The organism is Palleronia caenipelagi (assembly GCF_007004065.1).
In the GTDB taxonomy this organism is placed as follows: Bacteria; Pseudomonadota; Alphaproteobacteria; order Rhodobacterales; family Rhodobacteraceae; genus Palleronia; species Palleronia caenipelagi.
Genome location: NZ_VFSV01000020.1, coordinates 1 through 17,112, shown reverse-complemented (window position 1 = coordinate 17,112; position 17,112 = coordinate 1). Strand labels below are relative to the sequence as shown.

Here is a 17,112-nt window from a genome sequence, read left to right as displayed (position 1 = left end):
GCCTTATGTGATGGTCACCGCCACCGGGCCACTGATGGGACCGGTCCGGCCGTCCTCTCCGACAGGCTGGACCCAGACGTAATGGGTGCCTTGCGCGAGGCAGGCCGTGCTCTCCTCGTAGAGGAGGACGTCGTCGAGCTGCCCGGTGAAGGCATTCTCCGCCTCAAAGGCGAGGGCTGTCTGGCCGGTGGCCGAGACGAGGCGCTCGCGGCTCAGGCCGTCCGAGCTGCGGGGGACACCCGCGCTGGTCGCCGCCCCCTGCAGCTGCGGTGTCACGCTGCCGCCCCCGACCTCGCTCAGACGGTAACCGAGGCGGTAGGCGGTGGCGTCCTTCAGCGTCACGGTCTGGCTGAGCCCACCGGCGCTGCCGGCGGCATGGCTGGCCGTCCCGCCCGCGATGGACCAACCCGGTCCCGGCACCCATCCGGTGGCAGAGGCAAAGCCCGGCGCGGTCAGCAGGTTGCGGCGGGTGGCGTCGCCCAGGGTGCGGCTGGCGCTTTGACCTGCGGCAAGATCCAGATCGGGGCCTGCGCGATCGCCTGCCGTGTCGAGGACGGGATCGGTGGAGCGGTAGAGCCGAAGCGCGCGCAGATGCGGATCGCTGCCACCGGCGACGGTGACGCGGAGCGCCCCGGGCAGGGCCCCGAGATCGATGGCCGAGAGCGGCAGCGCGGCCGGCGCGACGGGGGCATCATCGGCGATAACGATCGGGACGATCCCGCTCCAGGGGCTGTCCCCGCCGGTGGCGGCGCGCGCGGCCACCTGCAGCTCGACGGTATCGCCCGGACCGTAGCCCGTCAGCGCGGCCCCGCCTTCGGCGACGGGGATCTCCAGCAGCGTCCAGGGGACGGCCCCGGTCAGCCGGTGATGGAGCAGGAAGGTCTGCGTCGGGACGGGGCCTGAGCCCGGGGCCAGATCGATCTCGAGCCCGCCAATGATCCCCAGCTCTGCCCAGCCGGTCCGCACCCGGCGCAGGACCGGTGTGGCGGGTGACAGGGCCGAGAGATCGAGCGGCGTGCCCACCCGTCCGTTCCACGCGGGGATCGGGGTCGCGTCGAGGATCGCGTCGATCTCGGGCGCCTCATCGATGAGCCGCATCAGGCAGGCGCCGTCTTCGGTGGTCTCCACCTCGGTGACGATCATCCGGCGGGTCTCGGTCTCCGCCAGACCGTAGAGGACGGTCGTGCCGGGTCGGGGAACCGGGTTGTCCTCGGCGAGCGTGACCACGCCCCCGGCCACGTCCCGCAGGCGCTGGACCACCGAGAGGCCCGGATCCTCTGCGGTCTCTGCGATCCGGAACCGGATCGCGCCGGTCTGACCTTCGGGGAGATCGATCTCCTCATCGAGGATCACGGTCCGGCCGATCACCTGCAACACCCGGGCCCCGCCCATGACCGCATCGAGCTGATCGTGGCTGACGGCGACGATATCGCCGCGGGTGGCCACGCGGACGGGCCCGTCCTGGTAGAGCTCGTAGCTCTCGGGGCGATGGAGGATCTCCAGCTGGCGGCGGCGGGCCTCGCGGAAGATCTCGGCGGGGTCGGTCTTGCCGGGCAGCTCCAGCGCCTCGGTCAGGTCCACATCGCCGGTGTGGTCGGGCCATGACACGAGGCGTTCGGCGCGGGCGAAGGCCGCGGTGCGGTCGATGAAGGGCACACGAAACCCCTCAGGGGGGCTCACATAGCTGCGCCGGGCCCGAAAGCCCCAGCTGTTGCGGGGGCTGATATGATCGATCACGGGCTGGCCGGGGCGGTCGATGGCCACGGACCAGCGCAGCCCGTCATGCACCGGACGGGCGCGGCCGGCTGCGGCGATCTCGCTCAGGATCTCGCGCAGGGTCTGGCCGGTCTGATCAAGGACCCGGTCATACTGCAGCCCCCGGGCCGCGCAGAAATCATGCCAGTCGGCGAGGGCTGCGAGATCGAGGGCGCTGTCGGGCAGCGGGCGGGGCGTACCGGCACCTTGCAGAACCTGCCGGAAGGCGGTGGCGGGGTTGCGGCTCGGCCGGGCGATCCAGTCTCCGGTGGCGGCATCGTAATCGGGGGCCACGCGCCGCACCCGGGCCGAGACATTGTCGAGCTGCCCGGAGAGCTGGTAGGTCGCGCGGATCCGCAGCGCCAGCAGCGCCAGCGGGCGGGTCGGTGCGAGCGGGTATTCCGGCCGGATTGTCTGCAAGGCCGCCCAGATCAGCCGGTCGGAGATATTGGTGGCGTCGCTGGTGGTGCTGAGCCGGGTGACACGGATGTCCCAGCGACCGCGCGTGGGCAATGCGATCTCCACGGCGCGGAAGAAGGCTTCGGTCTGGCGCCCGCGGATCCAGCGCTCCGCGTCGACCGTCTCCCAGGCGCTGGTGCCGGCGGGCCGGCGCTCAAGGCGCAGGCGCACCACCTTGGTGACGAGATCGCCGTCGTCATCGACCTTGGTCAGGCCCGCGGGGAAGGCAAGGATCAGGCGCGCGGCGGTGGCATCCTCGCCGGTGGTGCGCACCACGGGGGTCTCCACGCCCTCGCTGTCGGTGGGATTGCCGGCGCTGTCGCGGGGCAAGGGTTTGACCAGATCGACGCCCACGCGCTCCTCGACCACCTGATCGGGGAACAGGGTCAGCCGGCTGTCGCCTGCATGGCCTTCGCGGATCTGGAGATCCACGTCCTCGAACTCCGACAGAGGCGTGTCCCCGATGCGGATCTGATCGATCCGCACCGGCCCGTCGCCGAAGGTGAAGAGCGCGCGGACATATTGCTCCTGTCCGACGATCTCGGTCCAGGGGGTGGCGGCGAAGGGGGGCGCATAGCGCATCTCGCCGAGGACCGAGGGTACGGCGCCGCCCGGCTCAAAGCGATTGCGCCAGCCGTCGATCTGATAGCGGGGGCGCTCTTCGCGCGGCTGGACGGGTGGCACCAGCGCGGTCGACAGAAGCGTGCCGAGGGCGGTGACCCCGAGCCCCACGAGGGCTGTGCCCACGGCGCCGGGCAGGCCCAGCGTGGCGGCCAGCGCTGGCCCGAAATACGCCCCGAGCGCGATGGAGGCGACCGAGATCACGATGGTCAGGACCGAGCGAAGGGCATCCTTGCCGGGCACGAGGCGCAGGACGACGCGCACGCCCGGCCGGGGGCGGGTGTGGGGCCAGAGCGCGGGCGGGATGTGGCGCTGGCCGGCCTCGGTGACGAGGGTCGCGCGCAGGCGGGTGTGATCGGCCGGGGCGAGATCCGGAAGGCTCGCCGCGATCATCTGGGCCACGGTCAGGCCATCGGGCAGATCGATCCCGATCCGGGCGGCGCCGGGATCAAAGGCGGGGGCGGCGAGGATACGGGTCATCGGGTGGGGCTTTCATGATGGCGCCAGAGGCTGCTGATGCGCCGGGCCCAGCGGCCGGTGTCGATCCGTTCGATCTTGGCGCAGTCATCGAGGGCGAGATGGAGCATCAGGCGGGGGGTGACGGCGAGGCCCAGATGGCTGTCGAGCGCGCCCATGCGGCAGAGGATCACATCGAAGGGGGCCTGGTCGGTGACGCGGGTCCAGGGACCGGTCCCGGCCTCCTGACCCACCAGGCGGTCGATCTCCGCGCGCTCGGTGGCACAGGGGGCGGCACTGTAGGCGGGCAGGCCGATCCCCAGTTCGCGCGCATAGATGAGACGGATCAGCCCGTAGCAGTCGCAGCCCCGCTCCGTGCGCCCGCCCTCAGCATAAGGGATGCCGATATAGGCGTCGGACCAGTTCAGGGGCCCATTCAGGGGCCAGTTGGGGGACCCGGTCATGGGAACAGCCCGGGAAAGCGGGACCGGCTCAGGCGCTGGCCGGGATAATGTTCGAGCTCGATCTCTTCGCGGCTGATGGTGAGAATGATCTCGCTGGCATCGATCTCGGCCGAGGTCAGCCTCAGATCGGCCCATTCGGCCTCCACGAGATCCGGGGAGCTGGCGAGGACCACGGCGAGGCGGAAGCTGGCGGGATCGCGGAAACTGCGCAGGAGCTGCGCGATCCCGGGGTCGAGGTTCATCAGCGCGATGCGCGCTTCGGCGGGGGCGTCCTGCTGATCGGAGGGCAGGAGCGCATCGGCCACCATGAAGAGGTAGGGATCGCTCCGGGGATCGGCGCCGCGCCAGCCCGACCGGGTGCCGTAGGTCAGCGGCTCGGTGCTCAGGCGCTCCGTGGGATCGGTGGAGAGGCGCAGCGGCGCTGCGAGCCCAGGATGGGCGATCTCCATCAGGACCGCATGGACCTCTTCAGGCGCGTCGCCATCGAGCGCGCGGCGGGTGTTGAGGCTCAGACGTCTCATCTTATTCCTCTCATCTTATCCCTCTCACGGCATCACCCAGACGGAGAAGGTCAGGCGGAACTCCACATCCCCCTCCACGCTCTCGACGGGCGGCTGGTCGCCCCAGAGGCAGAGCCAGAGGCGGCTCAGAAGGAGCGGTGTTCCGTCGCCGGTCAGGAGCGGCGTTCCGGTGTGATCGAGAAGCCGGGCCCGGGAGACGCTGGGATCGGGCATCCAGAAGAGCTGCGCCCCGCCTGCGCAGTCCTCGGTGTGAAACCGCCAGAAGCGGGCGCGTCCCGCTTGCGGGACGATCAGGGCGAGATCCACCCGGCGGGCGGTGGCCGAGAAGCGCCGGCGAAACCCCGGGGGGCCGGTCTCGTTTTGGGACCGGCGACGGCCGTCCTGCGGGGCGGCCTGCCAGCCTCCCCGTTCGAACTGCACGAGCTCTTCGGGCCAGACGGGATAGCTCATCGCGCCACCCCTCTGCGGCCCAGACCGAAGGTCTCGGTGAGGACGCGGCCGCCGCGCCCACCGGGGGCGGCGATGCCCTCTCCCACGGCCTCGGAAATAACGAGCCGGGTCTGCCGGCGCCCACGGGCATCGGTGCCCTGCTGCGCCTCGATCTGCACCGGCGTGTTCTGGATGATCTGGATCTGCGGGCGGGCATCGATGGCGACGGGCGGGCCGCCCGACGGGGGGCTGGAGGCCAGCGCGTCGACGATGGCGCCGGCATTCTCCAGCATGCGGGGCGTGAAGACCTCCTCGCCCCGGCGCAGAACCGCCAGATGCTCATCGCCGCGCAGAGAGGCGCCCGCCGACAGCGTGCGCATGATACCGGTCCCGCCGGTATGGGCGGTGGGCAGCGCGGCGGCCCCAAGCCCTCCAAGCCCTCCGGGCAAGACCGCGCCCAGGCCGCCGATGAGCGTGTTCAACACGCTGTTCAATCCCGGTTGAAGGGTTTGTTGAAAGGCCAGTTTGGCGAATTGCGCCGCCGTGTAGTCGATCAGATCGCTGATCTCGAATTTGCCTGTCTGGACCATCTTGCCGATGGCGTCGCCGATGCCGTCCGACCAGGTGGTGAAGAGATCGGCGCTGACATCGGCAAAGGTCCGGGTCTCGGCCTCGATGGCGCGCAGGCCCCGGGTGACCCCGGCCTGCCAGCTGTCGGCGCGGGCCAGCTCGGCGTCGCGCCAGCGCTCGGCCGCGGCCAGATCCCTGGCATAGGCGGGGGTGAGCGTGTCGAGCGCGCCGGTGATCTGATCGCGGGTCCGGGCATCGCGGGCATCGCGCTGCCCGGCCGCGCGGGCGCTCTCCTCCGACTGGCGGCGCGCCTCCCGATCGCGGATCTCGGCCGCCCGGCGGGCGTCGCGCTCGGCTGTGGCCTGATCGCCGAGCGCGGTGGTGTTGCGCAGCCCTTGCGCCCGGACATCGCCGAAGAGCGCGGCCTCGGCCATGCGGCGGTCGTAGTTCAGGGGCTTTCCGGTCTTGCCGGCGGCGCGCTCGGAGCGGGTGTAGTGCATCGCCATGCGGGCGATCTGTTCGGCGATGATCTGGGCATCGCCGGTCTGGAGCGCCGGGCGGAGCTGGCCGGGGATGGCGCCGTAATTGTGCTGGATCGAGGCGATGGCGGCGATCTGGGCGGGGGTGAAGCCCTGGAAGGTGGTCTCTCCGACAAGGCCGCGCAGCGCGTCATGATAGCCGCGAATGCGGCGGTCGAGATCGCGCCCGGCATCGGCCCAGGAGATCTGCATGCCTTCGGTGATCTCGCGCACGCTGCCATCGGCCAGTGTGACGGTCGAGGAGCCGTATCCGGCGCGGAAGGCGTTCTCGTCCCATTTGCCTGCAGGCGCCTTGCCCTCGAAGCGGATGATGAGATCGCGGGAGGCTTGCAGGCGATCGGTGGCCGAGAGGCGGTCGCCGGTGGCCCGGGAGCGGCCATAGGCCTGATAGGCATCGACCTGGGCGCGCGAGAGGGTGCGGCCCATCTCCGAGGCGCTGTCAGAGACACCGTCGATCAGGCTCTTCAGCGCGGCCATGGCCGCTTCGAGCGTCGAGAGGTCCGCATCGTTCAGATCGTCGATCCCGGTGCGGGCGGCCTGAAGCTGACGATCCATCTCGTAGAGAGCCTGCCGGGCGGCGCCATCCTGATCGAAGGCGATGCGCCCGGCTTCCAGCGACAGCTCCCCGAACTGTCCGGTCAGGGCGTCCACGCGGCCTTCGGTATCGGTGATCGCGCGGGCCTTCTCGTCGAGGAGATCCAGAACGGCCCGGGCCGCGCGGGCGGCCTCTGCATCTGCGGCCTCTTCGGCGGCCGCAAGCCGCGCGCGGGCATCGGCCTGTTGTTTGGTGAGGGCGTCCAGATCCCGCTGGCGCGCCGTGGCCTCGGCCAGAAGCGTCGCCCAGGTCTCGCTGGCGGCGGTCTTGACCCGGTCGAGCGTGGCTTCAAGCGCGCCTTCAAATGTGGCCAGCAGTCCGTCTTCGCTGCCGAGCGCACGGGCGGCGTCATCCCCTGTGGCTGCGGCGCGCGATAATAGCTCGGTGATGTTGCGCAGGATTTTGGCCTGCGCCTCCGCGCCGTCCGCCGCCCCGAGGGCCTCGATCTGGCCAAGAAACAGCTCAGCCGCGCTGGCCGAGAGCTTGTAGCGCTCTTCCACGCGGGCCAGCGCCCGCTCGAACTCGGTGACGGTGCTGACATCGCCGAGATAGGATTGGTCTGCACCTGTCACCCGTGTGCGGGAGATCCCGCCAAGGTCCCGGGCAATCGTGGTTCCGAGATCGCGCACCGACAGACCGGCCGCCCGCTCGGCCCCCGCGAGCTGGAGATCGCGCAGCCGCTCAATCTCATCGCCGAGATCGCCGAAGAGCGCGCGCAGCTCGGCGCCGGGAATGAGCGCGGCTTTGAGCGCGGCGGCATAGCGGTCGGTGGCCGCGTTCAGGGCATCGAGCGCCTTGCCCATATCGCTGGCGCCTTCGGCCCCGTCGAAGAGCGAGGCGGCGAACGGGACGCCAATGGCGACGGCCGCCCCGATGACCGCGCCCCAGACGCCCAGGGCGCCCAGAAGCTGGGGCAGCTGCTGGCCAAGCGCCACCGAGGCGGCGGTGCCGGCGCTGACCTGCACCGCGAAGTCCTGCAGCTGAAACGCGGTGTTCTGGATCTGACCGCGCAGCGCACGGGAGCCGCGGCCGACCCCGCCCTGGGCACCGTCGAGGGCCAGAGCCGCAGTGCGGGCGGTTTGATATTGGGCCTCAAGGCGGCGCATCACGCCTGCGGCCTCCTCGGCCGAGGCAGAGCCCGTACGCAGGGCCCGGTTCACCTGCTCTTGCGCAGCGGCGAATTGCTGTTCGGCCCGGTAGACCGGATCGATGCTGGCTTTCAGCGCCCGGAAGGAGCGTTCCTGGGCGTCGAGGCTGGCCTCGAAGGCCGCGGCCGAGCGGCGGGCATCGCTCATGGCGCGGCCGGCGCCGGTGGCGCCGTCGATGATCGATTGCGCGCTCCTTCTGGCGGGCACGCGCATGTGATCGAGGATCTGGGCGAATTCCCCGGCGGTGCCGCCGGCCTTGCGGAACTCCCGGCCCGCCTCGTCGAGGGCGCGGGTCAGGTCCTTGCTGTCGCCGGAGAGGACAAGGGAGGTGCGCAGCTGTCTCATGGGCGGTCCCGCATCTGGCGCAGGGCCTCGGCCTCGAGGATCCGGATCTCGGACAGAAGACGGGGGGATGGGGCGATCCCGAGCCAGCGGGCGGCCACATCGAGGGCGGTCAGATCGAGGGCCACAGGGCGGAGCGGGCCCAGCCCGCCCCCGGCCATGCGCCACTGGCCCGAGAGCGCAGTGATGAGCGTGATCGCCGGGCGAAACAGGGCGGGCAGCTCAAGGGGGGTGTCAGGATGGAGCTCGGCGATCATCGCGGCAATCTCTTCCTCTCCCATGCCGCTCAGCGCGAGATCCTCGCGGAGCGCGGTGGTGTCAGGCCGCCGCGCGAAGAGCCTGCGGGCGGCCTCGGTCAGTTTTTTTCCGCCAGCGCCCCGTAGATGACGGCGTCGGAATAGGCGCGGACAAGGGCCTCGCGGATCGGGCGCTGACGCAGAAGGCGGTCCCGGGCCCCGGGACTGAACGGCAGGGGCGCGTCGCCTTCGGTGGTGATCCCCGACCAGCCCACCAGCCGCTCGGCCCAGCGGTCGCGATCGGCGCGGATCAGATCCAGCGGGTCGCGGCCCGCGGTCTCGTCGCGGGCGAAAAGCGCGTCCTCATCGACCAGACGAAACCGCGCGGTGAAGCTCTCGGCCGCCTCCGCGCTCTGGCCGGGCCAGCGGACGGTGACGGGCCAGTCGAACTCGTAGGCTTCGGTGAAGGTGAACATGGGCCGCCTCCGGGTCACAGATACTCGAGGAGGATCTCGTCATCGCCCTGATCGGGCAGGAAGACGAGATCGAGGGAGGCGCCGAGATCGCGGTCGATCTCTTCTTCGCCGGCGAACTTGATCTGCACCTTCGGCCCGGTGAGGCGCAGTTTTTGCCCGGCCGTCTTGCCCAGCTCGAAGATCAGCGGCTCGGTGATGACATCGCGGGAATTGAGGATAAGGTCCTTGGCGGCGAGATCGGGCCACTCGACGGTCATCCGTCCGGTAAAGCGCCGACCCGTGATATCGGCCCCGCCGCAGTTCATGTATTTGTCGACCACGGGCTGGCGGCCATCGGTGAGGCTGAAGGAGCGCACACAAAGCTTCGTGCCCCCGAGCGTGAAGGCATTCATGTGCTCGGGCAGGCATTCGAGCGCGCGGCCCCAGGCGCTGAAGTCTCCCGGCTCATGGACAAAGGCGGTGGGCTCTCCGAAGCGGCCCCGGCGGTTGAAGTTGAACATCGCCCGGCGGCGCACCTCGGCGGTAAAGCCAAAGCCGCCCCGGCAGCCGACCACGTTCTGGACAATCCGCCCGTTGCGCATCTGCAGCGTGGTCGAGGCATGGGTCTCGCTCTGCGGGGTTGGCGTATAGGCGACGGAGGTGCCCGCCACGACGACCTCGGACAGGCCGGAGCTGAGCAGCAGCTGGCGATAGACCGGGGCCTCGCCGGGCGTGCCGGCGGGGACGGCTTCGATGTCGTACTCGGTGGCGCAGTGCAGATTGTAGAGATCTTCAGGCTGCGCGCCTTCGGGCCCGTTGATGAATTGCTGCTCCTGCCAGTCGCCATCGAGGGCGCGCATGGTCAGGTTCAGGCACAGAATGCTGTCGGCGGCCCCGGGACCGGCATCGGTCTCGAAGGTCGCTTCCAGCTTCTCGCGGATCATCCGCAGCTTGTAGCTCATCGTCTCACCCCTCCAGAGTGATGCGCCTGTCAAACGAGGCGAGGAATTCGTCTTGCCAGAACATCATGCCGTCCTGTCCGATGCCGCTTGCCAGAGAGCCCCGGTCAAAGAGGCAGGATCTGCCCGACCCTAGCGGCTGCCAGCCCGTGAGCGCCCGGTGAAGCGCTTCCCGGACCGGCCCCAGCGCCTCGCGGGCGGCCTCTCCGGTGCGGTCGGCGATGTCGCGGACCGCGAGCACCACGCCAAAGCGGATGGTGACCGGCTGCTCGACCAGATCGCAGATCTCGTAGCGGGGCGGATCGGCGGTCTCGGCCATCACGATCACCCAGGCCGAGGGTGCGCGGAGCGTCTCGGCCGTGGCGTTCCCGAGATCCTTCGCCCCGCCCACGAAGATGAGCGCGGGCACCCGGGCGCGGATGCGATCGGCCACCTCCTGAGGATCCAGAAACCCCTCGGCCATCAGAGTGATCCTTCGACAAAGAGCGCGGTCAGATCCCCGATGACCGCCTCATCCGCGTCCGAGATGCCAAGATAGGGGCGCGCGGGAATGGTGACCTTGCCGGCCGTGACCACGGTCCCGTCGGCGAGTTTGAACTGCAGGGCGCCTGCCGATTTGGGGGTTATGGTCGCGCCGAACTGGTGGACCCCGGCAGAGATGAGATTGGTGCCGATCTCGGTCTCGCGGGAGGTGGCGCGATGGGTGATCGAGGCGGCGAGCCGTCCGGTCTCAAAGAGGGTTTTGCCGCCCTGACCGACCACCACGCGAAAGGATTTGGGCCAGGGTACGCCATCGGGAGACTGGTTCGTGTCCTCGATGCGGTCGCGGGCCGATTGTTCGAGCCGGGCGCCGATCGCATCCATGAGCGGGGTCAGGTCCTGACCGCGCGCCAGAAGCCCGGCGAGCGTGCGACGCAGATCGGCATCGCGGAAGGTGGCGCGGGCGTCCATCAGTAGCCCCGCAGGCTCTGGCGCGTGAACCGGCGCTCGGGCCCGTCTGACATCGCGACCCCGCCCGAGGTGGGGGTGGCGGGGGTGTCATCATCGCCAAGGCTGATCTTGCCCTCCGAGACATCGCGCAGCCACCCGATCGCCTGATCGCGCAGCTTCTCGTTGGTCTCGCTCAGCCGTCCGAGGTTGAGATAGAGGCGGCACATGGCCAGATCGCGGCAGATGACCTTGAGGATATGAGGCGGATCGGTCAGCGGCAGGGAGACCTGCCGGGCAATGAAGCTGTCGATCTCGGCGCTGGCATCATCGAGGGCGCGGGCCAGACGGTCGGCATCCGCCGCCTCCGCCCCGCCCTCGAAATCCGACAGAAGCGCCAGATCGCGCGGTGGGATCACCGCCTGCAGGTCCGCGACGCTGGCATAGGGCATGGGTTAGCCCGCGACTTCGAGCAGGGTGAAGAACGGATCAGCCTCCAGCGCGGCCCGGTCCGCGTCGCTCAGCGCATCGACGGGCAGGACGGTGGTCCCGGCCGGCCAGCTGCGCCCGGCGCGGCGGCGCCCGGCTTTTTGCAGGCAGGTGATCTCAAAGGTCGGGCCCTCAGGCGCTTCGGCGTCTTTGGCTTTGGTCGCAGCGGGGGTCTCTTGGGTTTTGCGGGGGGGCATGGCGTGTCTCCGGTCAGAAAGGGTCCCCGGGCCGGATCAGACCGGCCCGGCGCGCGGTGGGTCAGGTTCAGAGCGTCAGGCGGCTTTCCACGTGCAGCTCGGCGGAGTTGCGCCAGATATTGGTGGCGCCTGCGGCATTGCGCTCGGCCATAAGGATCTCGCGGGCCGCGCCTTCATTGCCGGGGCTGACCACGAGGAGGTTCGGGCGCAGGTTGATCTTGCGTCCGTTCTCGCCGCGCATCTCCAGCATGGTCTGGCGGGCGGCGGCGTAGCTCGCGGGCGTCAGCGCCGCTTTGGAGGCGTGGATCAGCTGCCAGGCGCCGAAGCCCGCCGCGCAGCGCCGTTTGGCGCCCCAGAGAAACTCGTCGCGCTCGAAGACATTGTCGTCGGTGAGCGAGGTCTTCGGCGTGATCTTCGGCGCTTCGCGGTCCTGAAAGATCAGCGGCTTCATCGACCGGGTGGTGTCGATGAGATACCAGGCCGGGCCCGCCCCGTCGGTGTAGTTCGAGACCGAGCGCATCGTGCCGAACTCGTCGCTGACCGGATGGTCGGGGTCGAAGAAGAACTGCTCGTCATAATGGTTGGTGTCGAAGCCCATCTCCAGCTGATCGAAGACCAGCTCATCGGGCAGCTCCGCCGCCGCCTGCGCGAAATCCGCCACCAGCGAGGAGAAGAGCCCCACCTGATCGTCGGCGATGTCATCAGCCGAGACCGCGATCGTGTTCTCGAACTTGCGGTTGGTGATGGTGAAGCCATCGGTGGTCAGGCGCTGGACATGGCGCTCCCCGATCCACTCGCGCATGCCCTTGATCTCGGAGAGCTTCGGATAGGCCTGCGTCCGGGTGCTCGACGGCACCCGCATGGCGACCTTCATCCACGTGGAGGGTGTGTCGGTCAGCGTGGTGTTGAAGGTGGTGTTAAAGGCGGTGTTCAGCGCCGCCAGTGCCGCTTTGGTGATGTTCATGATCGGGATCTCCGGGATCAGGCGAGAGCGACGGTGACGCCTTCGGGGCGCACATCGAGGCAGGTGCCGGCGACAAGCGTGCCGGCCGCGCCGACGGTCTCGTCATCGACGATGAAGGCGGGGCTGCCGATGGCGGTGCGGGTGAGCGAGCCGTCATTCTTCAAAAGCCATGTGCCGCGACGGATAGGGACCTCGAGATCCCCGGCTGCGCCGCCGGTATTGTCGGCGCCCCCCAGCGCCACACCGCGCATCTTTGGCTGGGCCGGATCAGCGGGCACGGCATTGCCGGCGGCATCGAGGGCGACAAGCGCCCCGGTGAGGATCACGGCGCCCGCGGCGACGGGATCGAGAAACTGCTCGGCGCCGGTCAGCTCGAGCGGCATGCGCGTGTCGGTCTTCGGCATCAGCGTGCCTCCTCGGTCAGGGTTTTGCGGGTGGCGATGAAGGCCTCGGGCTCAAGGCCCATCTGCGAGCAGAGCTGGCGCTCGATCTCCGAGAGCCCGTCGGGGCTCGTCGCGGCCTTGTCGGGCACCGGCGCCCGGCCTTGCGGCAGGACCGGCGTCGCCGCGTCGAGATAGGCCTCGAGATCGGCCATATTGCGGGTGGCGAGCTGCCGCGCCCAGCCTTCCATGGCGGGGGTCAGCTTGCCGCTCTCCAGCCCGCCCGCGATCAGCGTATCGGCCTTGTCGATCGCGCGCTCGGCTTCCAGTGAGGCCAGCTGCCGCTTGACGTCCTCAAAGGCGGTCATGGGGACGAACTCGGCGAGGTTTGCCTCAACCCCCGGCGCCTTCAGGCGCGTGCAGAGCTGACGGACGGCCTCATCGTCCATGGTCTCAAGGCCAGCGGCTTCGGTGAGGGAGGCCAGAACCCGGCCGGTTGCGGCGACGGTCTCGACCGAGTGTTCGGCGGCGGCAATCACCGCCGCGTCGTCTGCGTCCCCGGAAAGTCCGAGGGCGGCCGCGATCTTTGCGCGGAAGTCCATTGTCTCTGCCTCCTTGCTGGCAAGTTGTCTCAGGGTGGGAATGGCGGGGTCATTGGTCAGCCCCCCGCCTGCGATCCGCACGACCGAGCGGTCGGGGGTGTTGTAGAAATCGGGAGAGAAGAACCGATAGGCGCGGCTGCGGAGCGCCTCTGCACCGGCCGGTGTCCAGTCGACGGCGGCCAGCACCCGGTTGCCCGCGACCCTGAGCCCGGTGATCCAGCCCGCGGCATCGCTGCGCTTCTCGGCCCGCCCGGCGATCCCGTGGCCGAAATCGATCGGCAGCACGCCCCCCGGCTTTGCGGCCAGAGAGCTTGCCAGAACCTGCCCGGCCCGGGCGGGATCGAGATGAAACGCGCCCCGGCTGTCGGCCAGGGTGAAGCGGCCCACCGGCATCAGTTCGATCTCCGATGGCGCGTCCGTCACATCGATGGCCGCGGCGGTCTGGCGTGTGAGTGTGGCGTCGGATCCCAAAGCCCCTCTCTCCCTCGTGGTGATGAGGGGGTTCTGGCGCGGGTGGACGCAAAAAGGCCCGGTGAAGGGCTTCACCGGGCGGGTCTTCGATCTGTCATCCGAGGGGACGCGCCAGACCGTTTTTAATTTTGCCTGAGCGCTTTCAAAAATGGGGGGTTTGGAGTTTTACGGGGGACAGGCCCCCAGAGGGTCACGCGGCGCTCTGTGGCGATTTTTTGGGGGTATCGCCGTCGAGGCTCTGGAGACGAAGTTCGAGAAACCTGATCGCGCCGAGGGTGCGCGTCTCACCGGGCAGCCCTCTGGCCCGCTCCAGCTCTTCCCGGGCTTCGGCCAGCGCGATGCGGACATCGCCGACTTTGTCCATGTCGAGACTTTCATCGATGAACATCGTCGAGCACCTCCAGAAGCGCGGCGCGGTCCGCAAACAGGCGATGGACCCAGCCGGACACGTCATAAGAATACGCGATTATACCCTGCCGGTCCAGCCAGCGCAGCCGGGCATGCTGGATGAGGACCTCGCGTTCCAGATCTCCGAGCCCGTCGAGATAGGGCACTGACCAGCCGGCGGAGATCTCGGTGAGGAAGTCGGTCAGGCTCCGGTCGAGCAAGACCCTGTCGCGCAGACGGGGACGCGCCTGATACACGTTGCCGGCGGGTGTGACGGCCGTGACGTCGGCGAGCTGATAGTCGATCGCCGAGGCCAGATCCTGTGGCGAAAGGGGCCGCTCGGACGGATGGGAGTGAATAAAGCTGGAGCCGGGCGGCAGCTCCAGTTCCGGCGGCAGCCCCCTGAGACGGGACGGCCGGGCCTTCGTTGCCTGAACCGGCGCGAAGATCCGGCCCTCCGGGGTGAGGAAGGCGCCACGCTCGAAGCCCTCGAAGAGGATGTTCTGGCGCAGCTGGGCCGCAAGACCGATGCGGGCCTGATGACCGGCAGGCCGGTCGTCCCCGGCGATCCGGTCCATCCGGCGCTCCATGTCGAGCCAGTCCCGGCCGGGATTGCCGTCAAAAGCCGGATCGACGCCATCCGGGACCACGTCCTCGGGTCCGCGCCGGGGATTGGGCACGGCGACCTCGTCGAGATCAAAGGGCGGTGAAACCGTGAACTCGCCCCGGTCGATCTGGCCCTGGGTGATCTGGAAGACCGCGCATTTGCAGAACCAGCCATTGGGTGGGTAGATCTGCGCCCAGACCGGATCATCCACCGGGCGCACAAGCCCGTCAAAGCGCTTGTGCTCCTCGCGCTTCGTGGGCCGGTCGATCTGGCGATAGCCCAGATAGGGGAAAGCGCGTTTGGTGCGGTCAATCCGGGCCCAGCGGCCGGCGGCCAGCGCGCTGCGCATATTGGTGTCGGAGATCACCCGCAGCCGCCGGTCGGATCCAAGGCGCACCGTCTCGATCTCGCCGGTGCGCGGATCCTCGATCAGACTGTCGCCCCACCAGCCGGCCTCCTGCAACGTGGGCTTCAGGCTGGCTTTCCAGTCTTCAAGCAGGGTCCCGTCCACCATGGCTGCGGTCAGGCTGTCGCGGATGGTCGTCAGCACATCGTCCTGCATCGCCTTGGCGACCACGAAACTGCGCGCATGCTCCTGTTGCCAGACATCGCGGTAATCGAACCGGTCATCGGGCGGAGCCAGCCCCTTCGACCGAAAATACGCCAGCGCCTCCTCGGGGAGCAGCGGCTTCAGCCCAACGCCCGGCCCAACATCCGGCCCCTCCATCTCAGAGCCCCATGCTGCCGCCGAGGCGGGCATTGAAGATCGATCGGGCGAGCAGCGCGCGCAGCTCCGGCGTCAGGCTCTCGCCTTCGAGCGCCGCGAGGATCGCCAGCGCCTCGGTGAAACTGCCGGCATCGCGGATCCGGGCCAGAAGCGCGGAGAGATCGGCGTCCACCGCCACGCTGAGGGCGCCGCTGGCCCGCAGCTGCTCTGTCAGCTCCCCGACCGGATCCCCGCCGGTCTGGCGGGAGGCCAGCTGCCGCTCTCCCGGTGCCCCGGGCGGGTCGACAGTCCCGGTCTTCGCCGGAAAGCGCAGCACCTCGTCCTCGTCATCGGGGCGCCGGATCGAGAAGGCGCGGTAAATATCGGCCGTGGCGATCTGCAGCCCCGCCGGGCCGGCCACTTCCATCAGCCGCAGCAGATGATCGGGATCGACCCGCTCGGGCGGGGCAAACCGGACGCGCGGCAGCGCCACGCCCGGACCGAGATTGTGATGCACAAGCGGCCGGGCAAGGTCGCGCATGACGGTCGTCGCGAGCTGCTCCGCATCGGCATCGCGGATATCGTCACGCACCTGCTCGTGGATCTTGCCCACGGCATGGCCCCCGGCAATGGCATCGGTGGTGGCCACCTGACCGAGCACGCCTTTGGAGATCTGCTCGTCCCACCAGCGCGCGGCGCGCTCATAGGCATCGACCGTCCCTGAGACGCTGGCCGCGATCACCTCGGCCTCCATGCCATGGGGGATGATCGCCGCCATGTCGGTCCCCATCATCTTCAGCGCCCGCAACAGCGTCCGCCGGTCTTCCGGCGAGGTCGTGTTCGGATCGTATTTGCCGAGGCGCAGAGGATGGCCATAGGCCTCCAGAAAGACCGCCCAGTCCTTCACTTCCCAGTTCTTGAACATCCACGCCCAGGCGCAGAGCCGCGCAAGCCCACCCCGGACCGGCAGGCCGGATTTGGTCTTAGCGACGTGGATCACGTATTTGTCGGGCAAGAGCGGCGCGCCGTCTCCTGCAAGGCTGAGGGCCGTTCCGGTCTCCACGTCGATGTCGAACCACGCCAGCGGCCGCCATTCGATGGCCTCGACCCGCGCGCCCTTCCAGACGATCTCACAGATCGACATCCCCTTGCCGACCGCATCGAGCATATCGAGGAGTGCCTCGCGCACCGCCGGGCCCGACAGCTCCTCGCGCACCAGATCGGCGGCATCATTGGCGGCATCGGTGTCATCGCCCGCCTCGACGATCAGATCGAGGCTGCGGATCGCGCGTTTGCGCACGCCCAGCACGGCCGCGTAATGGAGGTCTTTCTCCTCCATATCCTCCGCCAGCTCGAAATAGGCCCGCGGATCGCCCATCTCTGCCGCGAGCAGGATCTGCGCCAGCCGGTCGGGATAGATGCCCTGGGCGGCGAAGGCGCGGCCAAACTGCCGGACGCTGCCCACCTCGGGCGCGGACTGGACCTCCTTCAGTTCTCTTGTGGTCTTCCCCCACTGAAGTGGTCCTCCGCTATGTTAGGAAAACGGAGGAAACAGATGGCAAACAAGCGACCAAAGCCAGAAGAGATTGTTACGAAGTTACGGCAGGTTGAGGTTCTGACGGGGCAAGGGATGCCGCGTCTGGATGCGATCCGCCAGATCGGCGTGACTGAACAGACGTTCTACCGCTGGAAGAAAAAGTACGGTGGAATGGGCACGGACCAATTGAAGGAACTAAAGCGTCTTCAGAAAGAGAATGAGCGGCTGCGCAAGGCTGTTTCGGATCTGACCCTGGACAAGCTGATCCTGGCGGAGGCCGCAAAGGGAAACTTCTG

Annotated in this window: 19 protein-coding genes; 1 reads left to right on the top strand and 18 read right to left on the bottom strand. The window is 69.0% G+C overall.

Annotated elements, in window-relative coordinates:
* Positions 1-3 precede the first annotated feature (3 nt).
* The 18 genes from gpJ to FEV53_RS11825 all read right to left on the bottom strand — a co-directional run bounded on the left by gpJ (position 4) and on the right by FEV53_RS11825 (position 16,744).
* Complete coding sequence (gpJ, locus tag FEV53_RS11910) at positions 4-3,315, bottom strand: TipJ family phage tail tip protein (protein ID WP_142835025.1); 3,312 nt, start codon at positions 3,313-3,315, stop codon at positions 4-6.
* Positions 3,312-3,755 carry an NlpC/P60 family protein gene (locus tag FEV53_RS11905; RefSeq protein WP_142835024.1) on the bottom strand — a complete coding sequence of 148 codons (444 nt, stop codon included), beginning with the start codon at positions 3,753-3,755 and terminating at the stop codon, positions 3,312-3,314. Before FEV53_RS11905 ends, gpJ begins: the two co-directional genes overlap by 4 nt.
* Complete coding sequence (locus tag FEV53_RS11900) at positions 3,752-4,276, bottom strand: hypothetical protein (RefSeq protein ID WP_142835023.1); 525 nt, start codon at positions 4,274-4,276, stop codon at positions 3,752-3,754. Before FEV53_RS11900 ends, FEV53_RS11905 begins: the two co-directional genes overlap by 4 nt.
* A gap of 24 nt (positions 4,277-4,300) precedes the next feature.
* Complete coding sequence (locus FEV53_RS11895; protein WP_142835022.1) at positions 4,301-4,726, bottom strand: hypothetical protein; 426 nt, start codon at positions 4,724-4,726, stop codon at positions 4,301-4,303.
* Positions 4,723-7,902: a phage tail tape measure C-terminal domain-containing protein gene (locus FEV53_RS11890; protein ID WP_142835021.1), complete on the bottom strand. Its 3,180-nt coding sequence runs from the start codon at positions 7,900-7,902 to the stop codon at positions 4,723-4,725. The genes FEV53_RS11895 and FEV53_RS11890 overlap by 4 nt, the downstream gene beginning before the upstream one ends.
* Positions 7,899-8,180: a DUF1799 domain-containing protein gene (locus FEV53_RS11885; RefSeq protein WP_142835020.1), complete on the bottom strand. Its 282-nt coding sequence runs from the start codon at positions 8,178-8,180 to the stop codon at positions 7,899-7,901. The genes FEV53_RS11890 and FEV53_RS11885 overlap by 4 nt, the downstream gene beginning before the upstream one ends.
* Positions 8,181-8,254: 74 nt before the next feature.
* Positions 8,255-8,611, bottom strand: coding sequence for a hypothetical protein (locus tag FEV53_RS11880; protein WP_142835019.1), 357 nt, complete (start codon positions 8,609-8,611; stop codon positions 8,255-8,257).
* Positions 8,612-8,625: 14 nt separating this feature from the next.
* Positions 8,626-9,552 carry a phage tail tube protein gene (locus FEV53_RS11875; RefSeq protein ID WP_142835018.1) on the bottom strand — a complete coding sequence of 309 codons (927 nt, stop codon included), beginning with the start codon at positions 9,550-9,552 and terminating at the stop codon, positions 8,626-8,628.
* Positions 9,553-9,556: 4 nt separating this feature from the next.
* The gene (locus FEV53_RS11870) at positions 9,557-10,012 is read right to left on the bottom strand and encodes a phage tail terminator protein (protein WP_142835017.1); all 456 of its coding nucleotides are present in this window, start codon (positions 10,010-10,012) and stop codon (positions 9,557-9,559) included.
* Positions 10,012-10,500, bottom strand: coding sequence for a phage virion morphogenesis protein (locus FEV53_RS11865; protein WP_142835016.1), 489 nt, complete (start codon positions 10,498-10,500; stop codon positions 10,012-10,014). The genes FEV53_RS11870 and FEV53_RS11865 overlap by 1 nt, the downstream gene beginning before the upstream one ends.
* Positions 10,500-10,928: a gp436 family protein gene (locus FEV53_RS11860; protein ID WP_142835015.1), complete on the bottom strand. Its 429-nt coding sequence runs from the start codon at positions 10,926-10,928 to the stop codon at positions 10,500-10,502. The genes FEV53_RS11865 and FEV53_RS11860 overlap by 1 nt, the downstream gene beginning before the upstream one ends.
* A 3-nt stretch (positions 10,929-10,931) precedes the next feature.
* The gene (locus tag FEV53_RS11855; protein WP_142835014.1) at positions 10,932-11,162 is read right to left on the bottom strand and encodes a hypothetical protein; all 231 of its coding nucleotides are present in this window, start codon (positions 11,160-11,162) and stop codon (positions 10,932-10,934) included.
* 67 nt (positions 11,163-11,229) lie between these two features.
* Positions 11,230-12,126 carry a Mu-like prophage major head subunit gpT family protein gene (locus FEV53_RS11850; protein WP_142835013.1) on the bottom strand — a complete coding sequence of 299 codons (897 nt, stop codon included), beginning with the start codon at positions 12,124-12,126 and terminating at the stop codon, positions 11,230-11,232.
* Between the two features lie 17 nt (positions 12,127-12,143).
* Positions 12,144-12,530: a hypothetical protein gene (locus FEV53_RS11845; RefSeq protein WP_142835012.1), complete on the bottom strand. Its 387-nt coding sequence runs from the start codon at positions 12,528-12,530 to the stop codon at positions 12,144-12,146.
* Positions 12,530-13,579, bottom strand: a complete 1,050-nt coding sequence (locus tag FEV53_RS11840) for a phage protease (protein WP_142835011.1) — start codon at positions 13,577-13,579, stop codon at positions 12,530-12,532. Before FEV53_RS11840 ends, FEV53_RS11845 begins: the two co-directional genes overlap by 1 nt.
* Before the next feature lie 190 nt (positions 13,580-13,769).
* Positions 13,770-13,967 (bottom strand): hypothetical protein, encoded by a 198-nt coding sequence (locus FEV53_RS11835; RefSeq protein ID WP_142835010.1) that lies wholly within the window; start codon positions 13,965-13,967, stop codon positions 13,770-13,772.
* Positions 13,954-15,300 (bottom strand): phage head morphogenesis protein, encoded by a 1,347-nt coding sequence (locus tag FEV53_RS11830; protein ID WP_185962180.1) that lies wholly within the window; start codon positions 15,298-15,300, stop codon positions 13,954-13,956. The genes FEV53_RS11835 and FEV53_RS11830 overlap by 14 nt, the downstream gene beginning before the upstream one ends.
* Before the next feature lies 1 nt (position 15,301).
* Positions 15,302-16,744, bottom strand: coding sequence for a DUF935 domain-containing protein (locus tag FEV53_RS11825; RefSeq protein WP_185962179.1), 1,443 nt, complete (start codon positions 16,742-16,744; stop codon positions 15,302-15,304).
* A gap of 90 nt (positions 16,745-16,834) precedes the next feature.
* Here FEV53_RS11825 and FEV53_RS11820 point away from each other — a divergent pair.
* A partial coding sequence (locus tag FEV53_RS11820) for a transposase (protein WP_142835007.1) occupies positions 16,835-17,112 on the top strand: 278 nt, incomplete at its 3' end.

What these genes read in the sequence shown, in the direction of transcription:
- gpJ (WP_142835025.1), bottom strand. Translation starts at nt 3,315, where the DNA reads ATGACCCGTATCCTCGCCGCCCCCGCCTTTGATCCCGGCGCCGCCCGG.
- FEV53_RS11905 (WP_142835024.1), bottom strand. Translation starts at nt 3,755, where the DNA reads ATGACCGGGTCCCCCAACTGGCCCCTGAATGGGCCCCTGAACTGGTCC.
- FEV53_RS11900 (WP_142835023.1), bottom strand. Translation starts at nt 4,276, where the DNA reads ATGAGACGTCTGAGCCTCAACACCCGCCGCGCGCTCGATGGCGACGCG.
- FEV53_RS11895 (WP_142835022.1), bottom strand. Translation starts at nt 4,726, where the DNA reads ATGAGCTATCCCGTCTGGCCCGAAGAGCTCGTGCAGTTCGAACGGGGA.
- FEV53_RS11890 (WP_142835021.1), bottom strand. Translation starts at nt 7,902, where the DNA reads ATGAGACAGCTGCGCACCTCCCTTGTCCTCTCCGGCGACAGCAAGGAC.
- FEV53_RS11885 (WP_142835020.1), bottom strand. Translation starts at nt 8,180, where the DNA reads ATGGGAGAGGAAGAGATTGCCGCGATGATCGCCGAGCTCCATCCTGAC.
- FEV53_RS11880 (WP_142835019.1), bottom strand. Translation starts at nt 8,611, where the DNA reads ATGTTCACCTTCACCGAAGCCTACGAGTTCGACTGGCCCGTCACCGTC.
- FEV53_RS11875 (WP_142835018.1), bottom strand. Translation starts at nt 9,552, where the DNA reads ATGAGCTACAAGCTGCGGATGATCCGCGAGAAGCTGGAAGCGACCTTC.
- FEV53_RS11870 (WP_142835017.1), bottom strand. Translation starts at nt 10,012, where the DNA reads ATGGCCGAGGGGTTTCTGGATCCTCAGGAGGTGGCCGATCGCATCCGC.
- FEV53_RS11865 (WP_142835016.1), bottom strand. Translation starts at nt 10,500, where the DNA reads ATGGACGCCCGCGCCACCTTCCGCGATGCCGATCTGCGTCGCACGCTC.
- FEV53_RS11860 (WP_142835015.1), bottom strand. Translation starts at nt 10,928, where the DNA reads ATGCCCTATGCCAGCGTCGCGGACCTGCAGGCGGTGATCCCACCGCGC.
- FEV53_RS11855 (WP_142835014.1), bottom strand. Translation starts at nt 11,162, where the DNA reads ATGCCCCCCCGCAAAACCCAAGAGACCCCCGCTGCGACCAAAGCCAAA.
- FEV53_RS11850 (WP_142835013.1), bottom strand. Translation starts at nt 12,126, where the DNA reads ATGAACATCACCAAAGCGGCACTGGCGGCGCTGAACACCGCCTTTAAC.
- FEV53_RS11845 (WP_142835012.1), bottom strand. Translation starts at nt 12,530, where the DNA reads ATGCCGAAGACCGACACGCGCATGCCGCTCGAGCTGACCGGCGCCGAG.
- FEV53_RS11835 (WP_142835010.1), bottom strand. Translation starts at nt 13,967, where the DNA reads ATGTTCATCGATGAAAGTCTCGACATGGACAAAGTCGGCGATGTCCGC.
- FEV53_RS11830 (WP_185962180.1), bottom strand. Translation starts at nt 15,300, where the DNA reads ATGGAGGGGCCGGATGTTGGGCCGGGCGTTGGGCTGAAGCCGCTGCTC.